Here is a 22,676-nt window from a genome sequence, read left to right as displayed (position 1 = left end):
CTGCTCAACTACTTGTACTTTATGTTGATTGCCCAGCACATTAGCCAAAATAAATGGCTTAAGCAATACGCCTAAGCCACTGTTAACGCTATTTGGCAAACAAATTACTCACTCAAAGTTTACAAGTAGGCTTTTATTTTCGGCTTTCTAGCTTTGCCTTTTGTATTAACTCTTTGTACTAGCCTTCTGTATTAGCCCTCTGTATTAGCCTTCTAGCTTAACTTTCCAGATTGCTGGACCCGTTTCATGGGCATTAACGCCTTCTGAGTCTACAGCGACAGTAACAGGCATATCCTTAACGTCGAACTCATAGATAGCTTCCATACCGAGTTCCTCAAAAGCGACAACGCGAGAGTGCTTAATCGCCTTAGAAACTAGGTACGCAGCGCCGCCAACGGCCATCAAGTAACAAGACTTATGTTTCTTGATTGATTCCACGGTAGCAGGACCACGCTCAGCTTTACCGATCATGCCCATCAAACCTGTTTTATCTAGCATTAGATCGGTAAACTTATCCATCCGGGTTGCCGTAGTCGGGCCAGCAGGACCCACCACTTCATCACCGACTGGATCGACAGGACCGACGTAGTAGATAAACTTGCCTTTAAAGTCGACACCTTCTGGTAAGCCTTCTCCGCTCTCAATTAAACTTTGAATACGCTTATGAGCCGCGTCACGACCGGTCAGCATCTTGCCATTAAGCAACAAGGTGTCACCACTCTTCCACTGCTCCATTTCGGCTTGGGTCACAGTGTTAAGATCGACACGGCGCACACTCTCCCCGACTTCCCAAGTAATTTCAGGCCAGTCTTCCAATGATGGAGGCGTTAGAAGCGCGGGACCGGTGCCATCTAGGTGAAAATGCACGTGACGAGTCGCGGCACAATTTGGGATCATCACTACAGGCTTAGAGGCCGCATGTGTAGGGGCTGACTTAATCTTGATATCCAGTACAGTCGTTACACCACCTAAGCCTTGCGCGCCAATACCTAGCTTATTAGCACGCTCAAAAATTTCTAGGCGTAACTTTTCATCGGTAGTTTGGGCGCCGCGAGCTTGAAGCTCATGAATATCGACAGGATCCATCAGCGACTCTTTAGCCATTACCGCCGCTTTTTCGGCGGTACCGCCAATACCTATACCAAGCATTCCTGGTGGGCACCAACCCGCGCCCATAGTAGGAAGCGTTTTCTCAACCCAAGCTGCAATATCATCTGATGGGTTAAGCATAACCATCTTAGATTTGTTTTCAGATCCACCGCCCTTAGCTGCAATCGCCACGTCAACATGGTTACCAGGAACCATCTCAACATGCACAACTGACGGCGTGTTGTCTTTGGTGTTTTTACGGCCGCCAGCAGGATCGGCGACAATCGATGCACGAAGAGGATTATCTGGATTGGTATAAGCACGGCGTACGCCTTCATCAACCATCTCTTGAACGGTTAGATCTGTCTTATCCCATTGCACGCCCATACCAATCTTAACGAAACAGGTCACAATACCGGTATCTTGGCAAAGTGGACGTTTACCTTCGGCTGACATACGAGAATTGATAAGAATTTGTGCAATCGCGTCTTTTGCTGCAGAGCTTTGTTCGCGTTCATAGGCTTCAGCCATAGAATCAACAAAGTCTTTTGGGTGATAATAAGAGATATATTGTAGGGCATCAGCAACGCTTTCAATGAGATCGGCTTGCTTGATTACAGGGACTTCTTTGCTCACAGACACTTCCTTTTTAGCAGACACTTATTAATTGGCTGAACTTAAGCTGGCAATTGCTAGCATGATTAACTTCAGTCGCCTTTAAAGCTCACATGTTTTGTTTTTATTACTTGTGTAAGCAATATGATACTCTTTCGCGAGTTTGAGTTAAACATCACATTTTAGATAGGGTTAACAGATGAACAAATTGGCGCAAAATGCAGTATTTTCGAAGCGTCTTGATTGGAATTTAAGCACAACTGAAGTTTTTGACTATTTTTCAGATTTACCTTGGTCAATCCTTCTCGATTCGGCAGACGCCGATCACGTAGATGCAAAATTTGATGTGATCTGTGCCGAGCCTATTGCCACCCTTGTAACTCAGGCTCAATCGACTATTGTAACCCGCTCTAAAGATAGAGCGCCGCTCTACATGCTTGGTAATGTAAATCTGCATTTTGAAGCTAGCGTTACCGAAGTAAGTGGTAAACCGTTCGATGTCGTCAAGCAGCTAATTAACGAATACTATCCGCAGAAAAAACAGAGCCCGTTTCTGTTTTCTGGCGGAGTCATGGGCAGTTTTAGCTATGATCTCGCCCGCGGAATTGAAAAACTGCCTGTCATTGCAAACAATGATATATCGCTTCCAGAAATGAACCTGGGCTGTTACGACTGGGCACTTGTATTTGATTATGAGATCAAGTGTTGGCATCTAGTTCATTATCTATCTGAGCAGGCGTTAGAAGAACTCGAACAGAGACTGAATGCTCTTGTGATTGCTGCTAAACCTTCAAAGCTTAAGTTAACTGAAAACTTTGCACTCGACGGGCAATGGCACAACCAACTGTCAGAACAAGAATACTGTCATCGATTTGCCAAAGTTCAGCAGTATCTCCATAGCGGAGATTGCTATCAAATTAACTTAACTCAACGCTTTAGTGCCGATTACAAAGGCGATGAGTGGCAAGCGTATAAGACGCTACGTCAAACTAATGCTGCCCCCTTCTCGGCGTTTATCCGCTTAGAGCAGCATGCCTTGTTATCGATATCTCCAGAGCGCTTTATACAACATCAACTGGGTAAAGTGCAGACTAAACCTATTAAAGGCACTATGCCTAGAGATAAAGACCCTCACCGAGACTATCAACTTGCTGAGCAGTTAAAGGCCTCAGAAAAAGATCGTGCTGAAAACTTAATGATTGTTGACCTTCTGCGTAATGATATTGGTAAGGTCGCTGCGCCGGGGAGCGTCAATGTACCTCGACTTTTCGATGTCGAAAGCTTTCCTGCCGTGCATCATCTTGTGAGCACGATAACCGCTACACTGCAGCCAAACCTTTGTCCGACTGACCTATTGCAGGCCTGTTTCCCTGGTGGCTCGATTACTGGGGCCCCGAAGATCCGTGCAATGGAAATCATCGAAGAGCTTGAACCGTCTAGAAGAAGTATCTATTGTGGATCTATCGGTTACATCAGCCAAGATGGCAATATGGATACCAGCATCACTATTCGTACCCTGCTCGGGCAGAGAAAGATAGATAATCCAGATGCTGGTGGAACCCTGTACTGTTGGGCTGGTGGAGGTATCGTGGCCGACTCCAAAGTCGACGCCGAATATCAGGAAAGTTTCGATAAAGTCAGCCGGATCTTGCCTGTGTTGTCACAAATGTAATTTAACCTAGCCTAGAGCTATCCCCTTTAAAACTAAAAGGATGTTTAATGAAGCTGGCAGAGTTTAGACTCAGGTATAACCTTAATACTTTGCCAGAGCTGGATTTGATTCACTTGAGTCAAAAGCTGCGTAAAGCTGCCGTGTTAATTGCACTCTATGAAGTCGATAACGAATTAGAGCTAATATTGACTCGCAGACCGACTCATCTTCGCGCTCATCCGGGTCAAATCAGTTTTCCAGGTGGTAAAGTGGAAGCGTCAGATTCAAGCCATCAATTCACCGCATTACGGGAAGCTGAAGAGGAAATTGGCTTGCAGCGCTCAAATGTCGAGGTTATCGGCTCCCTTCCCGCCCACAAAACCTTCACGGGTTTTGAGATAACGCCTTTCGTCGGTATCGTGAAGCAAGCTTTTCATCCAGTGTTAGACCCTGGTGAAGTCGATGAATACTTTACTGTGCCACTGTCATATTTACTAAAACAGTATAATCGCCATACACAACGTTTTAGTCGAAAAGGGATTGAGTATCCAGTGCACTTTATCCCCTATCAGGAACATTTTATATGGGGCGCAACAGCGGCCATGATTGACTTGCTCTGCAGGCAACTAAGCTCTAGCTCTGCTTATACAGGCTCTGTTTAACCTAACTCTCTTTTACGGGCTCTGATTAGTCTAGTAAGTTAAACGACGAAGCGGATATACAGCCCCGCCGCTAAGGAGCAGGTAAACAAGAGTGGGATATTGACCCACCAGCCAAGACGACTATGGTTTGCCACATAAAAGTTGAAGGCTAAATTGATAAAGCTTAAGCCAGCACAAACCCAGATAATATGTTCGAGTAATACTGTTTGGCTTGGATCCCACTCTAATCTTACCGACGCTCCCTTGCTCTGATAATAACCTATGGCTGTATCTGGTCGCGCCTTATCAAAAATCAGTAACGCATAAATCGCCAAAGACCAACCCACTATAGATAGGGTCGACAAGAGGAATTGGAAGAATTTTGTTCTATTCATGCTAACCGCCCATCATTTTTGTCATGATTGTCGTCAGAATAACAATTTAGGTACTAAGATACCCTACTTTCCACTTGAGAAAAGTGTTTATACAGGTAATATAAACCTCCAAATTATTTAAAAAAACGTTTCGTTGGAGAACTAAGCAACAATGAGCATTACATCTGTCGCTTCTGTGTTTAAAGGTGACTTTGCGATTGGTTCGCAAATCACAGTGCGTGGCTGGGTAAGATCCCGTCGCGATTCTAAAGCTGGGATCTCATTCCTAGCTGTTTATGATGGTTCATGTTTTGACCCTATTCAGGGCGTTGTGCCAAATAATCTAGAGAATTACACCAACGAAGTGTTAAAGCTTACTGCTGGTTGCTCTGTTGTTATGACAGGTGAAGTAGTTGAATCTCCAGGCCAAGGCCAAGCATTCGAGATGCAAGTCACTAAGGTTGAGGTTGCTGGTTTGGTTGAAGATCCAGACACATACCCAATGGCGGCTAAGCGTCACTCAATTGAGCACTTGCGTGAACTTGCTCACCTGCGTCCTCGTACCAATATTATTGGTGCAGTCGCACGTGTTCGTAACTGTTTATCTCAAGCAATTCATCGCTTTTACAATGAGCAAGGTTACATTTGGGTTTCAACGCCACTTATCACGGCTTCAGACACTGAAGGCGCTGGTGAAATGTTCCGAGTTTCGACTCTAGATCTTGAGAACCTGCCACGTACAGATAAAGGCACTGTGGATTACGCTGAAGATTTCTTTGGTAAAGAATCTTTCCTAACCGTGTCTGGCCAGCTAAACGCTGAGACTTATGCCTGTGCATTATCAAAAGTTTATACTTTTGGTCCTACATTCCGTGCAGAGAACTCAAACACCAGCCGTCACTTAGCAGAATTCTGGATGGTTGAGCCTGAAGTTGCCTTCGCCAATCTAGATGATGCGGCTAAGCTTGCTGAAGATATGCTGAAGTATTGCTTTAAAGCGGTACTGGAAGAACGTCGTGATGATTTAGAGTTCTTCGCTCAACGTGTTGAGAAAACAGCAATCGAGCGTTTAGAAAACTTCGTTACCAGTGACTTTGCACAAATCGATTACACCGATGCTATCGAAATCCTTAAAGCTTGCGATAAAGACTTTGAGTACGACGTTGAATGGGGTATCGATCTACACTCAGAGCACGAGCGTTACCTTGCTGAAGAACACTTCAAAGCGCCAGTTGTTGTGAAGAATTATCCGAAAGACATTAAAGCCTTCTACATGCGCTTAAATGACGACGGTAAAACTGTTGCAGCAATGGACGTACTTGCTCCAGGTATCGGTGAAATCATCGGTGGTGCACAGCGTGAAGAGCGTTTAGATGTACTTGATGCACGTCTAGCAGAGATGGAACTTAGTCAGGAAGATTACTGGTGGTACCGCGATCTGCGTCGTTATGGCACAGTGCCACACGCTGGTTTCGGCCTAGGTTTTGAGCGTTTGGTTTCTTATGTTACTGGTGTATCTAACATCCGTGACGTGATCCCATTCCCACGCTCACCAAAGTCTGCAAACTTCTAATCGAATAAGCGTTTAGCTACACGATTAAACAATAAAGCCTCTCACATTTATGTCAGAGGCTTTTTTATTAAGCATTCCCCAATCAAATTCAGTACACAGTCAACAACAAACTGACAACTTTAAAGTCAACTAAAGTAATCTACCCTTTTTAAATCATACATTTATAAGGAGATACTTAGTTAAGCCATTGTTAAATACAAACACCTCCAATTTACGTGACCACGATCACCTTTCGAAATAAATAGGGTCATAATGTCCCGCTGAAAACCCATTTAATGATCTAGCTCAACTGAGTCACGACTGGTCTGTGTAGTATCCCCCAAAGAACTCAAAATCTTGACTCATATCAATAAGACCCTAGCTTTTGAGGCCTAGACTGTTTTCGTTGAGCAAATTCCTTAAAAACAAAAAAAGGTTTAACCATGGAAACACATGAAGCCCTTTACCAACAAGGTGTGGCGCGAATGGAACAACTTCGCAAGCTACAGCCCCGTACTGGTGAAACGCTACAGCAAAAAATGGAACAAAATGGCATTACTCGTCGCGACTTTATGAAGTGGAGCGCTGCCGTTACCGCCATGTTAGCTTTACCCTTACCCTTTAGTACTTTAGTTGCTGAAGCTGCCGAACTTGCAGACCGAGTCCCGCTTGTTTGGTTACACATGGCCGAATGTACAGGCTGCAGTGAGTCGCTAATCCGTACCGACACACCTAACTTAGATACCCTAATCTTTAATCATGTCTCTCTTGAGTACCATGAAACCTTAATGGCCGCAGCTGGCTGGCAAGCAGAAGAAAATCTTGAGCACGCATTATCAGCCTACAAGGGTAACTATCTGCTTGCTGTTGAGGGCGCAGTTCCTACTGCAAATAATGGCGCTTACTTAACGGTGGGCTGTAAAGGCCATACTGGCCTGCATATCATTAAAGAAGCTGCCGAAGGCGCTGCAGCAATTATTTCTGTCGGTACGTGCGCTGCCTTTGGCGGTATTCAAGCTGCCGCACCTAACCCAACAGGGGCCAAAGGTGTTTACGAAGTCGTTGATAGAACCGTTATTAACTTAGGTGGCTGCCCACCAAGTGAGAAAAACATCGTCGGCACGCTGATGTATTTCATCATGTTTGGTAAGTTACCTGCCCTTGATATGTTTAACCGTCCTAAGTGGGCATACGGTGCTCGCGTTCACGATAACTGCGAGCGTCGTGGCCGTTTTGATGCTGGCGAGTTTGTTGAAGAGTTCGGCGACCAGGGCGCAAAAGATGGCTATTGCCTCTATAAGGTTGGCTGTAAGGGTCCTTACACCTATAACAACTGTCCAACCGAAAGATTCAACCACCATACCAGTTGGCCAGTGCTTGCCGGTCACGGCTGTATCGGCTGCTCTGAGCCAAACTTCTGGGACGATATGGCTGATTTTGAGAAACCTTTAGGAAGGCAATTACTGCATGGTCTAGATGCGACAAGCGACACTGTCGGCGCGGTCATTCTAGGTGCAACCGCAGTCGGAATTGGCGCCCACGCTGTCGCCAGTATTTTTGCCAAATCTGAAGAGGAATAATCATGAGTAAACGTGTAGTCATAGATCCAATCACTCGTATTGAAGGACATCTACGAGTCGAAGTCGAAGTCGACGAAAATAATGTTATTCAGAAAGCCTGGTCATCTTCTACTTTGTGGCGCGGCATTGAAGTCATTTTAAAAGGCCGTACACCTATGGATGTTGGCCTCATCGTTCAACGTATTTGCGGCGTGTGTACCTATTCACACTATCGCTGCGGTACAGAAGCGGTAGAAAATGCATTGGGCGTAAAAATTCCACTCAATGCAAAATACCTTAGAAGCTTAATGCAAACATCGCTTTATATGCATGACCATATCGTGCATTTCTATCACCTTCACGGCCTAGATTGGGTCGATGTAGTTTCAGCATTGAGCGCCGATCCAGCGCTAGCCGCGCAAGAAGCAATGAAGTACACCGCTAACCCTATCGCTGCAGGTGAAGGCGATCTTCGCGCAGTACAAGAGCGTGTAGCTGGTCTTGTTGAAACTGGTAAGTTAGGCCCATTCGCAAATGCATACTGGGGTAATGGCACCTATAAGTTCACCCCAGAGCAAAACCTAATTGCTCTATCGCATTACTTAAAAGCACTAGAAATTCAGCGTATCGCAGCAGAGATGCTAGCTATCTTCGGTGGTAAGTCGCCTCACCCACAATCAATCGTTGTCGGTGGTGTCACTTCAGTACGCGACATGCTAAGCCCTGCTCGCTTGCAAGAGTGGAAGCAAAAACATCAAATCGTTCAAGACTTTATTATCCGCGCTTATAAAGCAGACATCGTGATGGCGGCTGCTGCATTTGGCGCTGAACCAAGTGTTCTCGGTGGCGTAAACGTTAAGAACTTCCTCGCAACTGAAGACTTCCTGTTAAGTGATGGCCAGTACATGTTTAACCAAGGCGTTATCATGAATGGCGATCTTGGAAATGTGAGTGACTTAGATCCAGACATGATTGCAGAAGATGCGACTCACGCTTGGTATAAGGCTGACGGCCCACAGCATCCATATGACGGTACAACAGTTCCTGATTACACAGGCTTTGTTGAAAGAGATACCGTTTACGGTAAGTTACCGACTGTCGATGGCGACGGTAAGTATACTTGGGTTAAGTCACCACGTTACAACGGTGAACCTGTCGAAGTGGGCCCACTGGCAAGCCTATTAGTTAGCTATGCTCGTGGTAACCAAGTCGTTGTTGACTCAGTAAATGGTTTACTGGAAGCGACTGGCCTCCCCGTTGGAGCATTATTCACCACATTGGGCCGCACCGCCGCACGTATGCTGCAAACGGTTATCGTTGCCGAAGAGGGTCTTAAGACATTCGATGCAATGCTAACCAACATGCAGTCGGACGAAGCCACTTACGTGAAACCTGAGATAGATTCCAGCAAAGAGTATGTTGGCCATGCCATGATTGAAGCGCCGCGCGGCATGCTTAGTCACTGGATCCGCATCAAGGGGGGCTTAGTTGAGAACTACCAAGCGGTAGTGCCGACAACTTGGAATGCGGGTCCCGTAGATGCACAGGGCAAAATGGGACCTTATGAAGCCTCACTTATTGGCTTAAAGCTTGAAGATCCTACTAAGCCTTTAGAAGTTATCCGTATTATTCACTCTTTTGACCCTTGTATGGCGTGTGCTGTACACGTAATGGATTACAAAGGCCAAAACCTAGGTGAATTTAAAATTGATCCCAACGGATTTTAATCAAGGGGGATAGTATGGCAACTCAATCTGCGCCCTACCAAAGGGAACTGATCTTTGGTGCTGCAATAAGGATATTTCACTGGCTAAGAGCCTTAGCCATACTTGTACTGGTAATAACTGGGTTTTACATCTCGTGGCCATTTCTGGTTGCACCTGATAACTCCGATGTACTAGTGCAAGGCTATATTCGTGCGGCTCATCAGATCTTTGGATTTATTTTAGTCGCAATAACCATAGTCCGCGCTTACCTGTTCTTTTTTGGTAAGAGTGACATCGAGCGACGTTCATTTAAAGATGTGATGAGCGTGAAGAGTTGGATCACCCAGCTTAAGTCCTATCTTTGGATGGGACATTTAGACAAAGCCGGGGTATATGGTCCACTACAGTTCGTGACTTACCTAGCAATCTCTGTAGTTGCGTTATTAATCTGCATTACAGGCCTAGTCTTGTATGCCAATGTATATCACGAAGGTCTTGGTGGCTTACTTGCGCCAATGGCTAACTGGATAACAGCTTTGATGGGTGGATTAGCACCGGTTCGGATCTGGCACCACTATCTTACATGGGTATTTATCATCTTTGTGGTAATACATGTGTATATGGCAGTTTGGTCTGGTATTCGCTTTAAGCATAACTCTGTTGACTCTATCGTCTCTGGTTATGATTACCATAAGAAAAAATAAAAGGAAAACATGAAGATATTGCTACTTGGTATTGGCAATGTCCTGTACGCCGATGAGGGCATCGGCGTACATTTCGTCAATTACATCCAAGAAAACTACCGCTTCCATCATCAAACCCATCAACTTGATCTGCTTGATGGTGGAACGCTTGCCCAAGGTCTTATTCCCACACTTTGCCAATACGACTATCTTATCGTTGTTGACACTGTGAATGCTAACGGTGTCGCTCCAGGTGAAGTGTATTTCTTCGACTTCGACAAGGCCCCTTCCGAGATTGATTGGCAAGGTAGTGCCCATGAAGTTGAAATGCTACAAACCCTGATTATGATGGAAATGGTCGGTGATAGACCCAAAACCTTCGTGCTAGGTGTTACCCCTACGGTTCTTGAGCCTATGACGCTTGGATTAACCGAGCAGATCCTGGCCGCCGTGCCTTTAATGGAAAAAACGCTACTGAGCCACATGGACTCTTTAGGCGTTACTCACCAACGTATTGCAAACATTGATATTAACAGTCTCATTCCCGACTCTTATAAACGTGGCTTAACTGTAGATGAAGAATATTAGATTTGAATTTAATTGTACCCGTGAAGTCCCTTTTTACGCACACCTTTGCAATCAATACCTGCAAAACGAACAGTATGATGTAACCATAGGAAAAAACGATAACCTTTATTATATCGAGGCTAAAGGTGAACAGAGTCAACTTGAAGCTCTCGCCGACGCTATAGCTAATGATTTCTTAATTTCTACTTGGCTAGTAAAGCCACAGATCAGTGCTATCGAAACGCCATGTGGTACAAAAAAACTTCTCGAAACAACTGAGCTAGAACTTGAGTATTGTCAGCATTGCCAACCCCAGCTTGGTGATAATCAAGCTGCCCACTTTGGAGAAATAGGATTTAACTGCCCTTGCTGCATGGCTCACACCCGCATATCTGCCGATGAGCAAGCGGTTTCCTTAGCCGATGCCAGAGCGCTAGTGAAAAAGCTCGATAAATTAGGCTCGATAGAGCTCCCACAAGGGAATAATGGCTTCGGTACCATTATCAGTTTCCAACCCATTGAAAACCAATCCCTTGAAGCTCGTCAGCAATTGGTGATCTGTAATCCAAATAATTTGCACGCACACTTCTGTGTTAACGATAGCCAAATACTGGCGCTTTCGAGTATTGAAAAGCCTTTCATTAAAGCGCGACCAATCAGTAGCCATACTCGACTCAAGCAGCCCATATATGAGCTCTGTTTCGCCAAGTCGCGCTTATTACTGGTGATCTGCGAAATCATGCGCCAACAAGGCATTGATTACGTCTATATTGCTAACAGTCAAAACCCTAAGATTGCTATGGTTGAGGCTAAATGGTCATTGATTGATACGCCGTCATCGGCCCAAAAGCTCTTCATCAATGCGGTTCGTCAACCTTTACACGATGATGCTCAAGCAGGAAACTACCAAGCGCACTGGACTGAAAAACATATTGAGATCACCGCAGATAAGCACAGTGTCAATCAAGGCAATGCTATAACACCTATCAATAATGCCGCAAATTGTGCACTGCATGCTGCAACGATTAATGATAAGAAACCGAAGAACATCGCAGCCTTATATTTCAGTAATACAAGTAAGACTCAGATAGTCACTTTAGATGGCAAACAGCAACTTGAGCTATTTTTCGAGTTTCCAAGTTTACCCGATAATGGCTACGACATAGTGCATCATCTTGAGCTCTCGCCGCAGAAAACACTATTGGATAAATTTAAAACTCTTTATCCAGATGATTACTTAAAACTTCTCTCCTTAAAGCTTACCCAACCAACTGATAATATTGAAACTTTATGGGCCATTGCAGCAATATTTCTTGGCGCAACAAGTCAAACAAACCAAACGAGGGCATTAAGCAAAACGGAGCTTTGCGATTTTGTAGTCGCCCGCGCCATGTGTCATAAAGGAGCCAATGCCCCCCGGGTCGATTTCCCATTAACTCGAGGTGAAGCATTTAGAAGCCTTAATTGGTGCAAGACTTTAGGCAGTATTATCAGCTTTAGACTCGCAGAAGAAGAAAACGTCGACAAACTCGCCTTTGGTATGCATGACTCTTTTGCTGATTATATTTGTAACTGGATTGAGCATCTGGATCAAAATATCAATATTAAGTCCGTTGTGATCGCCGGTAATAGTTTTGCTAATGAGGTTCTAGCACAAAGAGTCGTCCTGCGTCTTGGGAAGAACTTTAGCCTCAACACTAATCCACAGATGGATCTTGATGGGCTGAATATTGCAGTAGGTGCATTGTATCTTAAGCAGCGTAGACACTAAGTAGCAGTGACTGTATCCATGACTAAGAATCTGACTAAAAGTCGTTTATGTGTAAAGATCACCGGCATCGTTCAAGGTGTCGGTTTTCGTCCCTATGTTTACCGTTTAGCTCAGGAGTTAAATCTTACTGGTAGCGTACTTAATAACAGTAAAGGAGTCACCATTGAGGTTCAGGGGCACGCTGTTGCCCTCGCCAAGTTTGAAAGCGCCCTTAGAGATCAACCGCCTCCCCTCGCTCGTATTGATAGTGTTAGTGCCACTAGTGTGCCAATTATTGACGGCTGTAATGTCTTTGAGATCATACATAGTAAAAAAGATTGCCAAGCCGTAGTCGCAGTATCATCCGATAAATGCACCTGTAGCGATTGCTTTGATGACATAAGAGACCCAAATAACCGCCATTTCAGATACCCGTTCACCAATTGTACAAATTGTGGCCCAAGGTATTCGCTGATCAATGCGCTGCCCTACGATAGACCCAACACAGCTATGGCTAGTTTTTCCATGTGCCCTGATTGTGAACGGGCGTATTTAGACCCAATGGACAGACGATACCACGCCCAACCAGTGAGTTGTCCTAGGTGTGGTCCTCAGTTAAGTTTCAAACAAGCCGACCTTAGTGAGTTAAGCGTTAAAGCTGATGCACTAGAGAGTGCGATCAACGCATTAATTGAGGGGAAAATATTAGCTATTAAGGGCATTGGAGGCTTTCATTTAGTCTGTGATGCCACTAACGATCAAAGCGTTGAGCGCTTAAGACAGCGAAAATGTCGCCCAGCAAAACCTTTTGCCGTCATGGTTGAAAATATCGAAGCCGCTGCGAAATTAGTGAGTGGCAGCCAAGCAGAGTGGTCAACTTTAAGCAGTGCCGAGCGCCCTATTACACTGATGCGTAAAGTGACGGCACTCGATGCTCATACAAAATTCGCCTCTGATTCTGATTTCAATACTAATGCTCAACCTAATGCCCAAAAAGGCTCAACATTAGAGCTGAGTGACTTAGTTGCCCCAGAGATAGACAGACTCGGTATATTTCTGCCATATACGCCTTTACATCAACTGTTACTCAGCGGCGTTAAGCGACCTTTAGTCATGACCAGTGCTAACTTAGCGGGTGAGCCTATCATCACTGATAGCCAAACCATCAAGACTAAACTGGCCCATGTGATCGACAATATTCTCGATCACGATCGGCCTATTTTGAATGGTTGCGATGACAGTGTTGTTCAGCTGATCAACGATAAATTGCAGGTTCTACGCTTAGCCAGAGGCTATGCACCACTTTCTGTATATAGCGAAGCCCCCCTCTCAGAGAGCATTCTTGCTCTCGGTGCCCAGCAAAAAAACAGCATCTGTTTTGGATTTGATCATAACCTATTTGTCAGTCCTCATATTGGTGATCTGCTATCTATCGAAGCCGAGGAATATTTTCACCATACACTGAATACATTCTCAAGATTATATGGATTTAGTGCCGACCGACTGGTTCATGACAGTCATCCAGATTACACCACCAGTCGGTGGGCTTTAGCCCAAAATGTGGCTAACACAAGCTCGGTTCAACATCACTTCGCCCATGTACTGAGTGTCATGGCCGTAAATAAGGTGACCACTCCAGTCCTTGGCTTTAGCTTCGATGGCACAGGTTTAGGTGATGACACAACATTATGGGGGGGAGAAGCGCTTTACTGTGACGTAAACCAATATCGGCGTATCGCTCATCTTAAAAACTTTGCACTTATTGGCGGCGAGCAAGCAATCAAGCAGCCTACTAGGCTCTTGCTCGCTATCTTGCTTGAAAAGTATTCACCACAAGAAATTAAAGATCTTAACCTTGCAGCGTTTAACAGGCTTTCACCGATGATGTTTAACAACCTTGTTAAACTTTGGCAGTCTGACAACTGCATCAAGACCTCATCAATTGGTAGATTGTTTGATGCTGTCGCGGTTGTTCTTGGACTAATCAATGAAACTGTCTATGAAGGACAAGCTGGGATCTTGATTGAAACAGCAGCCAATAGCCTAGAGAACCAAGTTAAGCTGAAAAATATTGATAGCAAACAAACCATTCAATTTAATATAGAACGGGTTAATTCCCAGTGGGATAGCTCAGAGCTGTTACACCAGATTATAGAGCGAGTAACTGAAGCCCCACTAAGCCAATATCGCATTGCGCAAATCGCTAAAGCGTTTATGGACGCTTTGAGCAATATGTTATGTGAGTGTGCTAAAGACTACCTCGATACCCCAATCGTACTTTGCGGCGGCGTATTTCAAAATCGTTATCTACTCGAGCGGTGTGAAAAACAATTGAGTGCCCAAGGGAATCGCCTGCTTTCAAGTGAAAAAGTACCAATAAATGATGCAGGTATTGCCCTAGGTCAGCTTTGGTACGCAATGCATAACAGTACACATGTGTGATATCCATCACCACTCAATAGACATAAATCTGATTTGCATCAAAGCCGTAGTATTCGGCCTGCGTGACAATCAAGTAAAACGAAAATAACGGAGTTACCTATGTGCCAAGATTGTGGTTGTTCGATTACTCGTCATGATCATTTATTAAGTTCGGGTCATTCGCATTCAAAAACTGACGATAATATCGCAACGAACCCTCAGCTCAACGATAAAAAGACCCTATCTCTCATTCATAAGATTTTAGATAAAAACGATATTGAAGCGCAGCATAACCGAGCTCATTTCGAAGCTAAAGGGATCACCGCCTTTAATTTAATGAGCAGTCCTGGTAGTGGTAAAACCACACTGTTAGAACATCTACATGAATACACTAACCTTAAGTATGCTGTTATTGAAGGGGATCTTGAAACCTCCAGAGATGCAGACAGACTAAAAGCAAAAGGTATCGATGCCTTTCAGATCCAAACTGGTGCAGCTTGTCATCTAGATGCGTTTATGGTGCATAGCGCCTTACATCACATTAACTTAGACCCTCTGGATATCTGCTTTGTTGAAAATGTCGGCAACTTAGTCTGCCCCGCCAGTTACGATGTTGGCACTCATAAAAATATCGTGCTTTTGTCTGTGCCTGAAGGCGATGACAAAATTGAGAAGTACCCCGTCATGTTCCGCCGTGCAGATTTAGTGCTGATCACTAAGTCTGATCTTATGCCCTATTTTGACTTTAGCATGGAGGAGTCACGGGCCCAGCTCAAAAAACTGAATCCCAACGTTGAGTTAATGGAGATATCTGTTAAAGAGCCACAATCACTCATTCAGGTCGCAGACTGGCTTTCAAGACAAAAGGGAGCAACTGCCTAATGTGTCTTTCAATTCCCTCCAAAGTTATAACTATTCATCAAGATGAGCAGGCTGTTACCGTCGATACTATGGGCGTTAAACGTAAGGTCAGTAGCCACCTTATGGCTGAGCCCCTTGAGATTGGAGACTATGTGCTGATCCACATCGGTTTTGTAATGAACAAGATAGATAAAACCGATGCTATGGAGAGTTTAGCGCTCTATCGAGAGATAGTAGAAAAACTCGAACTTGAAGAGAAGGAGTCTTAATGATTGGTCTAACAGATCTATACAAGGGCTTTAGGGATCCCAAAGTCATACGCTCCTTAGCTAAAGAGATAGCCACTCAAGCAAACTTGCTCGACGGTAAGATTAATATAATGGAAGTATGCGGCGGCCATACTCACACCATAATGAAGTACGGTTTAAACCAGCTCTTACCAGACAATATCGATTTTATCCATGGGCCGGGCTGTCCTGTTTGTATCATGCCAAAAGAGCGAATCGATCATGCCGCCGCACTGGCGAGCATGCCCAATTCCATTTTGGTTACCCTTGGTGACATGATCCGTGTACCAGGATCGAAAGGAAGCTTGGCACAGCACAGAGCAAGTGGTTGTGATATTCGGCCTATTTACGATCCGCTAGATACCTTACAGATCGCTATCGATAATCCTGATAAAACCGTCATTTTCTTCGCGATTGGTTTTGAAACCTCGAGCCCTATGACAGCGGTTCTTATTGACCAAGCAGAAAAGCGTGATATCAAAAACCTTGTATTTCACATTAACCACGTGCTTGTCCCTCCCGCTATTGATGCCGTTATGGCCGATCCCAAGGTTAAAGTGAATGCCTTTATTGGACCGTCCCATGTCAGCGTCATTAGTGGTGCGAAAGTCTACCGACCAGCAGTAAACAACTATAACACTCCAGTGGTCATCTCAGGCTTTGAGCCTGTCGATGTCATGCAGTCAATTTTGATGATTGTAAAGCAAAAAGTGGCCTCGAAGGCGGAGCTAGAGAATCAGTACAGTCGCTCTGTTTCAGAAGATGGCAACCTTGCCGCCCAAGAGATGGTAAACCGCTATTTTAAAGTAAGAGATAACTTTCGCTGGCGAGGTCTTGGCCCAATCCCCTCTTCTGCTTTGATATTAAGAGATAAATATGCTCATAGAGACGCCGAACGTCTTTTTGCTGAGTTTCTCCCAAGTGAGGAGATTGACGATCATAAAGCCTGTCAGTGCGGTGATATTCTTCGTGGTTTATGTAAGCCCAAAGACTGTAAGGTATTTGGGCGTGGCTGTACACCTGAAACGCCATTAGGCAGTTGTATGGTCAGCTCTGAGGGCGCTTGCAACGCTTACTATCGCTATAACGGAGTATTGTAATGAACCAGAATAATTCTCGAAAAATAGTACAACTTAGCCATGGCGGTGGTGGTAAAGAGATGAACCACTTGATTAAAGATCTGTTCTTTAAAGCCTTCGATAATCCTATTTTACGCAGCGAAGAAGATGCAGCTGTTTTGCATTTCGACGGTAATCTTGCCTTTACGACAGACTCGTTTACTGTCTCTCCCCTTTTTTTCCCCGGTGGAGATATTGGCAAGCTATCCATTGCAGGAACCGTTAACGACTTGGCAATGATGGGGGCTGAGCCACAATATCTCAGCTGCAGTTTCATAATCGAAGAAGGTTTTGAAATTACTCACTTAAAAACCATAGTCGAAAGTATGGCCAACGAATTAAAGCAATCGGGAGCACGTATTGTTTGCGGAGATACTAAGGTCGTTCCTCGTGGTTGTGCCGACGGGATCTTCATTAATACTTCTGGAGTCGGTCGTATTCTGCGAAAAGGAATATCAGTTAAAAACCTAGCTAGCGATGATGTCATTATTGTATCTCGAGATGTTGGACGACACGGAGCAGCAATCTTAATGGCGAGAGAAGGGCTAGCACTTGAGTCAGAGCTAACCAGTGATTGCGCGACATTATGGCCAATAGTTGAACAGCTGATAGCGGCAAACATCGAAATCCATGCGATGCGTGATGCAACCCGCGGTGGTCTATCTGCAGTACTTAATGAATGGGCCTGTGCATCAAATGTCGAGATCAATGTAAACGAACAAGCGATCCCAGTATGCGATGAAGTGAGAGGACTTTGCGAGTTATATGGTTTTGAGCCACTCGATCTCGCCAATGAAGGTACCTTTATTCTTGCAGTACCAAAGGAGAGTGCCGACGCGACATTAGAAATAATGAAACGCTTTTGTCATTGCGAGCAAGCAGCCGTAATTGGTAACGTAAACGATAACCGCAAAGGAAAAGTTGTACTCAACACGCCTTGGGGGAGCTCTCGTTATCTAGACTTACCACAAGGCGAGCTGTTACCGAGGATCTGCTAGTGCACGAGTATTCAATTGTTACAGCACTAATTGAAGAGTGCGAACGCCATGCCGCGGCCAATAACGCAAATGAAATTAGCCGTGTTGAAATCAAACTTGGAATTTTGAGCGGAGTAGAACCAGAATTACTCAGGACGGCATTCGAGACCTTTAAGTTAGAAGGGATCTGTCGTAGAGCCGAGCTAGTTATGAATATCCAACCCTTGGTACTCTCATGTTTAATTTGTGGTGAAACTACCGAACATAACGAGCGAAGCGTTATTTGTAGTCATTGTCAAAGCGGTCAGACGAAAGTCCTAGATGGAGAGGATATGTTACTCATGCAGCTAGAATTAGTGCAACCTTAGTTGGCTCGAAATGATTAGCCCTACTCTTAAGGGTAGGGCATATTAATATCTCAATTTATTTACCTATTTAATAGTTAAGTATGCAATCTAACCAGTCAATAGCCCGCATGCTGAAACTCATCCGAGATCTCGGCCCTAGCCCTTCTTAAGTTTTTCTGAGCCTGATCAAAATAACTAGGAGACATGTCAATTGCTCGTTCAAATAAAGCAATCGCTCGTTCATACTTGCCCTCAAGCATCAAAAAGTAACCCAAATCATTTAACGCATCAGCAGGAGACATAGTCTGTTCAAAAGCGGAAAGCGCACGCTTGTAAATACCTTTACGGACATAGACAAGACCTAAGTTTGTCCAAGCTCTGTCAAAGCGAGAGTCTTCTCTAAGAGCTTGCCTTAAATATTTTTCTGCCATGGTTAATTCACCCGTTAAATAGTAAGAATAACCAAGATTGGTAATCAATACCGCCGAGTGAGGCTGAAGCTCTAGAATCAATTTGAAATATTCTCTAGCCTGTCGATGATTATTTTCTACATCTTCCAGAATCGCAATGGCGTTATACACTCTCGCCGGTGACTCTCTATTCGGTACTAAGAAAGACCCCATGACCTGCTGTACTTCCAGCTCTGCTAACCTTTGTTGATCTAACTCAATTGCCTTTTCTAAGTGTAAACGTGCGTCTCTATATTGGCGCTTATCCATGCTAATAACCCCAAGATCTGCATGAACCATCATCAAATTAGGGTCAATAGCGAGCGCTTCATTATAGGCCTTAAGAGCTATTTCAGGATTTCCCCTCATGGTATGTATACGGCCTATTTGATAGAAGGTTTGTGCATTTCTAGCGTTGAAATCCAGTGCTTGAATGTAAGCATATAGTGCTTTTTCAATATTGCCTGACTTTTCTTCGTTATGAGCTTTTAGTAACGCTTCTTCTTCAGTAGCTGGTGCAGAGAAGTCCGCACTTACGGATGATAAAGCGCCAACATCAAGTAAATCTTGGCGCTCAGGCGCTTTTACTGGTGTTAGTGTCTCTTCTGGCGTAGAACTACAAGCAGACAGAACTGACAATATACCGACCATCAAACATGCTCTTACTAAAGAGATAAAGGATGCTTTCCTCCCGCCATATTCGAGTATCCATTTTATTGTCATAATCATCTCCTTTTTATCATTTTACTAAAAAGCCTGACCCCATACTTTCATCACTTTTAATACCGCAGGTCCTACAGCAACGATAAAAAATGACGGCCAAATACAACACATCATCGGAAATATCATCTTGACAGCAAGTTTAGCCGCTTGCTCTTCTGCAGCTTGCAGTCTTTTGTTTCGGTATTCATCAGAAAAAACACGCAATGTTTCTGCTATGCCAGTACCCAAGCGCATACTCTGTGAAATTGCCGAATTAAGCCCCTTAATATCTTCTAAACCAGTTCTTTCGGTAAACTCTTGTAGGGCAACTTTAATGGTAAGTCCTGCTCTAACCTTACTACAGACCAATTCCAACTCACTGGCTAGGCTCGGGTGACTAAATGCCAACTCCCTAGCAACCCGTTGCATAGCGGCCATCAGCCCTAAACCAGCTTCACAGCAAACAACTAACAGATCTAATGCATCGGGAAAACCGACCCTAAGCTTTCGCATACGTCGTTTTGAAAGTGATTGCAAAACCATTGAGGGCGCAATAAATGCTCCGCCAATAAAAAGGCAAAAGATATAAAAAGTCCAAAATCCCGATATATTAGGGAACAGGTTTAAAATAAGTAAAGAGGTGATAAAACCAAACAGAATAAGCAATAAGCGAGAAGCATTAAAAACGGCTAAAGCATTTTCAGAATGAAATCCAGCATGTATAAGTAACCTTCTGGTTTCATGGTTAGAAAAGTTGAGAAATGGCTTTTTAGCCATCTCGCCTATGCCATGTTCGAGCGTACCAGTGACATCCTGACTATTTTTAGTCACTTTCTCTCCATTAAGTGATTTTAACCTTGATCTGATAGGGGAGTAGACACCGCTTATCAGATAGGAAATCGATATTGCTAAGGTGACTCCTGCAATCGCGGAAATCGAGTAAATTGCCCATTCTACATGCTGAGGATCATCAAAAAACTGACCAAATAAACCAATTAGGAAGTCCATATTACATATCTATCCTTATTAACTTACTAATCCACATGCCACCGACAAACATACCGATAGCCCCCCAGATGAGCAATTGATTCCCCTCTTCTGTGCCTGTTAGCTCACCAACGTATCCAGGCGTTTGGATATAGATAACGGCAAATAATACAAACGGCAGTAAAATTAAGATCCAGGCAGAAAGTCTTCCCTCAGCAGATAGCGTTCTCACTCTTCGTCTGAAAGTAAAGCGTAAGCGAATGACCCTAGCTAGGTTATTAATATTTTCGGCCAAATTACCGCCGGTTTCTTTTTGAACCATGACTGCGCTGGCGAATGCCATCGCCGATACACTAGGAACACGCTCGATGAAGCCCAAAAGCGCTCTTTTTGTGTCTTTACTGTAATTAATGTTAGCAAACATTAAGCTAAATTCCTTAGCCAAGGGTCCATCCATCTCTTCAGTCACTAGCTTAATAGCATCAGAGAATGAATAACCAGCTTGCAACGCCCGCCTTAACACATCTAATGCATCAGGAAAGCTCTCTTCAATCTTATCCATGCGCTTAGAAGTATCTCTATTTAGCTTGAAATTAAATAAAAATAGCATCACGAAAAACATAAATGCGGCCGCAACCAGTTCCCCTAAATATAACCAGCCCATTACCGCAACTGCCGAAGCAGAAAAGAGAGCAAGCATGATATATTGATGACCCATGAGTTTGTAATCTGCTAATTCAAGGCGGTAACTTAGATTTTCAATAAATTGAAAATGCTCCAACCAACGCCCTATTGGCCCAAGTTTCCCTAAGCGACTCTTGCGAAGTAATGACGTCTCATATGTTATATCTCCAGACTCTTCTGAAAGCTTCTTAAGACGTTTACGTACCAATGCACTATTTGCCCTTTGTGGGCTATATACAGGTAAAAAAAGAGCCTGTGACAAGAAAAGTACCGCGATAAAAACGAGGCCGAGGAAAATAACTTGATTAGAAAACATACATTAGCTCCCTAAAATTCTGCAAATGGATCACCACAATTGAAAAGATGGTATGGAAGCTCAATACCATGTTGCTTAAGTTTTGCATGGAAGCTTGGGATGACACCTGTCGCCTCAAATTCTCCAATAATCATTCCTTCTTCATCTAAACCCTTTCTCGTAAAACGAAAGATTTCTGACATGGTAATAATATCCCCTTCCATGCCATTAATTTCTTGTATACTCGTGAGTCTTCTGCGACCGTCCTCCTGACGTTCTAGCTGAACAACCATATCGATTGCTGAAGCTACCTGCGTTCGAATATTGCTTACTGGCATATCAAAACCTGCCATACAAACCATATATTCGAGTCGACCAAGAGCATCTCTAGGGCTGTTAGCATGTAAGGTTGTTAACGACCCTTCATGACCCGTGTTCATTGCCGTAAGCATGTCTAATGCTTCACCACCACGAACCTCACCTATCACTATTCGGTCGGGTCTCATTCTCAAGCAGTTCTTCACTAGATCTCTCTGTGAAACTTCTCCTTTCCCTTCAATATTCTGAGGACGAGTTTCTAGCCTTACCGTATGGGGTTGCTGTAATTGTAGTTCGGCGGAGTCCTCAATAGTAACGATGCGTTCATCACTTGGAATAAAGCCTGAGAGCATATTCAGTAACGTTGTTTTACCACTACCCGTACCACCCGAGACAAGAATATTTAACTTACCCTTTACTCCCCCTTTAAGAAGTTCAATCATCGCCTCTGTTACAGAACCAATTTCAATAAGCTGCCCAGCATTTAGCTTATCTACAGCGAATCGACGAATTGAAAGTGAGGGTCCATCAAGAGCTAGAGGGGGGATAATTGCATTTACACGCGAACCATCAGCGAGCCTTGCGTCAACCATAGGCGACGACTCATCAATTCGTCGACCTACGCTAGACACAATCCTATCAATGATGTTTAAAAGATGTGAATTACTGTGGAATTTGATATTAACGGCTTCTAGCTTACCTTTTCGCTCTACATATACCCTGTCGTAGGAGTTTACCAGAATATCTGATATTGACGGGTCGGCCAGAAGGGTTTCAAGGGGGCCAAGTCCCAGTACTTCATCAATAATCAGGCCTACTAGACGCTTTCGTGTGGAGAGATTAATTGGTAGATTCAACCCATTTAAAATTTGCTCACATATTTCACTAATCTGAATTCGAGCTTGCTCCTTCGAGACAGTCTCAATAAGAGATAGATCCATTACGCTCAATAACTTATCGTATAGGGCAACCTTAATATCCTGCTCATCTTGAGTTAATGGCTGGAAATCTTGAATTCGATTACTTTCTTGCCTAATTTCCAT

20 protein-coding genes are annotated in these 22,676 nt (G+C 44.1%); 14 read left to right on the top strand and 6 right to left on the bottom strand.

Going from position 1 to position 22,676, the window contains the following annotated elements:
• Nucleotides 1-204 precede the first annotated feature (204 nt).
• A complete protein-coding gene (locus SPEA_RS10685; protein ID WP_012155274.1) occupies nt 205-1,725 on the bottom strand; it encodes a fumarate hydratase in 1,521 nt (506 codons plus the stop codon).
• A gap of 178 nt (nt 1,726-1,903) precedes the next feature.
• On the opposite strand from SPEA_RS10685, the gene pabB reads away from it, so the two are divergent.
• Together pabB and SPEA_RS10675 are read left to right on the top strand one after the other, a co-directional pair.
• Complete coding sequence (gene pabB / locus SPEA_RS10680) at nt 1,904-3,376, top strand: aminodeoxychorismate synthase component I (RefSeq protein WP_012155273.1); 1,473 nt, start codon at nt 1,904-1,906, stop codon at nt 3,374-3,376.
• A 47-nt stretch (nt 3,377-3,423) separates the two neighbouring features.
• Nucleotides 3,424-4,017: a CoA pyrophosphatase gene (locus SPEA_RS10675; RefSeq protein ID WP_012155272.1), complete on the top strand. Its 594-nt coding sequence runs from the start codon at nt 3,424-3,426 to the stop codon at nt 4,015-4,017.
• A gap of 38 nt (nt 4,018-4,055) precedes the next feature.
• Here SPEA_RS10675 and SPEA_RS10670 read toward each other — a convergent pair whose 3' ends face one another.
• Nucleotides 4,056-4,391: a hypothetical protein gene (locus SPEA_RS10670; RefSeq protein ID WP_041410922.1), complete on the bottom strand. Its 336-nt coding sequence runs from the start codon at nt 4,389-4,391 to the stop codon at nt 4,056-4,058.
• Nucleotides 4,392-4,542: 151 nt separating this feature from the next.
• On the opposite strand from SPEA_RS10670, the gene asnS reads away from it, so the two are divergent.
• From asnS to SPEA_RS10610, 12 genes are all read left to right on the top strand, one after another.
• Nucleotides 4,543-5,943, top strand: a complete 1,401-nt coding sequence (asnS, locus tag SPEA_RS10665) for an asparagine--tRNA ligase (RefSeq protein ID WP_012155270.1) — start codon at nt 4,543-4,545, stop codon at nt 5,941-5,943.
• A gap of 422 nt (nt 5,944-6,365) precedes the next feature.
• Nucleotides 6,366-7,502 (top strand): nickel-dependent hydrogenase small subunit, encoded by a 1,137-nt coding sequence (gene hyaA, locus SPEA_RS10660; protein ID WP_012155269.1) that lies wholly within the window; start codon nt 6,366-6,368, stop codon nt 7,500-7,502.
• A gap of 2 nt (nt 7,503-7,504) precedes the next feature.
• The gene (hyaB, locus tag SPEA_RS10655) at nt 7,505-9,208 is read left to right on the top strand and encodes a nickel-dependent hydrogenase large subunit (RefSeq protein WP_012155268.1); all 1,704 of its coding nucleotides are present in this window, start codon (nt 7,505-7,507) and stop codon (nt 9,206-9,208) included.
• A gap of 14 nt (nt 9,209-9,222) precedes the next feature.
• Nucleotides 9,223-9,891: a Ni/Fe-hydrogenase, b-type cytochrome subunit gene (gene cybH / locus SPEA_RS10650; RefSeq protein WP_012155267.1), complete on the top strand. Its 669-nt coding sequence runs from the start codon at nt 9,223-9,225 to the stop codon at nt 9,889-9,891.
• Between the two features lie 9 nt (nt 9,892-9,900).
• Nucleotides 9,901-10,458 carry a HyaD/HybD family hydrogenase maturation endopeptidase gene (locus tag SPEA_RS10645; RefSeq protein WP_012155266.1) on the top strand — a complete coding sequence of 186 codons (558 nt, stop codon included), beginning with the start codon at nt 9,901-9,903 and terminating at the stop codon, nt 10,456-10,458.
• Complete coding sequence (locus SPEA_RS10640; protein WP_012155265.1) at nt 10,445-12,208, top strand: Kae1-like domain-containing protein; 1,764 nt, start codon at nt 10,445-10,447, stop codon at nt 12,206-12,208. Before SPEA_RS10645 ends, SPEA_RS10640 begins: the two co-directional genes overlap by 14 nt.
• Before the next feature lie 18 nt (nt 12,209-12,226).
• Nucleotides 12,227-14,629, top strand: coding sequence for a carbamoyltransferase HypF (locus tag SPEA_RS10635; protein WP_012155264.1), 2,403 nt, complete (start codon nt 12,227-12,229; stop codon nt 14,627-14,629).
• 99 nt (nt 14,630-14,728) lie between these two features.
• On the top strand, nt 14,729-15,490 hold the full coding sequence (gene hypB, locus SPEA_RS10630) for a hydrogenase nickel incorporation protein HypB (protein WP_012155263.1): 762 nt from the start codon (nt 14,729-14,731) through the stop codon (nt 15,488-15,490).
• Nucleotides 15,490-15,738: a HypC/HybG/HupF family hydrogenase formation chaperone gene (locus SPEA_RS10625; protein WP_012155262.1), complete on the top strand. Its 249-nt coding sequence runs from the start codon at nt 15,490-15,492 to the stop codon at nt 15,736-15,738. Before hypB ends, SPEA_RS10625 begins: the two co-directional genes overlap by 1 nt.
• Entirely contained in the window at nt 15,738-16,856 is a 1,119-nt protein-coding gene (hypD, locus tag SPEA_RS10620; protein ID WP_012155261.1) for a hydrogenase formation protein HypD, read from the top strand. Before SPEA_RS10625 ends, hypD begins: the two co-directional genes overlap by 1 nt.
• The gene (gene hypE / locus SPEA_RS10615) at nt 16,856-17,872 is read left to right on the top strand and encodes a hydrogenase expression/formation protein HypE (protein ID WP_012155260.1); all 1,017 of its coding nucleotides are present in this window, start codon (nt 16,856-16,858) and stop codon (nt 17,870-17,872) included. The genes hypD and hypE overlap by 1 nt, the downstream gene beginning before the upstream one ends.
• The gene (locus SPEA_RS10610) at nt 17,872-18,219 is read left to right on the top strand and encodes a hydrogenase maturation nickel metallochaperone HypA/HybF (RefSeq protein WP_012155259.1); all 348 of its coding nucleotides are present in this window, start codon (nt 17,872-17,874) and stop codon (nt 18,217-18,219) included. Before hypE ends, SPEA_RS10610 begins: the two co-directional genes overlap by 1 nt.
• Before the next feature lie 95 nt (nt 18,220-18,314).
• On the opposite strand, the gene SPEA_RS10605 is transcribed toward SPEA_RS10610, so the two are convergent.
• Genes SPEA_RS10605 through SPEA_RS10590 form a run of 4 tightly spaced genes read right to left on the bottom strand, consistent with a single transcriptional unit; the run spans nt 18,315 to nt 22,676 of the window.
• Nucleotides 18,315-19,370 carry a tetratricopeptide repeat protein gene (locus SPEA_RS10605; RefSeq protein WP_012155258.1) on the bottom strand — a complete coding sequence of 352 codons (1,056 nt, stop codon included), beginning with the start codon at nt 19,368-19,370 and terminating at the stop codon, nt 18,315-18,317.
• 24 nt (nt 19,371-19,394) lie between these two features.
• Nucleotides 19,395-20,357 (bottom strand): type II secretion system F family protein, encoded by a 963-nt coding sequence (locus SPEA_RS10600; RefSeq protein WP_012155257.1) that lies wholly within the window; start codon nt 20,355-20,357, stop codon nt 19,395-19,397.
• Between the two features lies 1 nt (nt 20,358).
• A complete protein-coding gene (locus tag SPEA_RS10595; RefSeq protein ID WP_012155256.1) occupies nt 20,359-21,336 on the bottom strand; it encodes a type II secretion system F family protein in 978 nt (325 codons plus the stop codon).
• A gap of 11 nt (nt 21,337-21,347) precedes the next feature.
• Nucleotides 21,348-22,676 (bottom strand): TadA family conjugal transfer-associated ATPase, encoded by a 1,329-nt coding sequence (locus SPEA_RS10590; RefSeq protein ID WP_012155255.1) that lies wholly within the window; start codon nt 22,674-22,676, stop codon nt 21,348-21,350.

The sequence above is a fragment of the Shewanella pealeana ATCC 700345 genome (assembly GCF_000018285.1).
GTDB classification, from domain to species: domain Bacteria; phylum Pseudomonadota; class Gammaproteobacteria; order Enterobacterales; family Shewanellaceae; genus Shewanella; species Shewanella pealeana.
The sequence above is the reverse complement of the archived record's forward strand: the minus strand, read 5'-3'. Positions and strand labels throughout refer to the sequence as shown.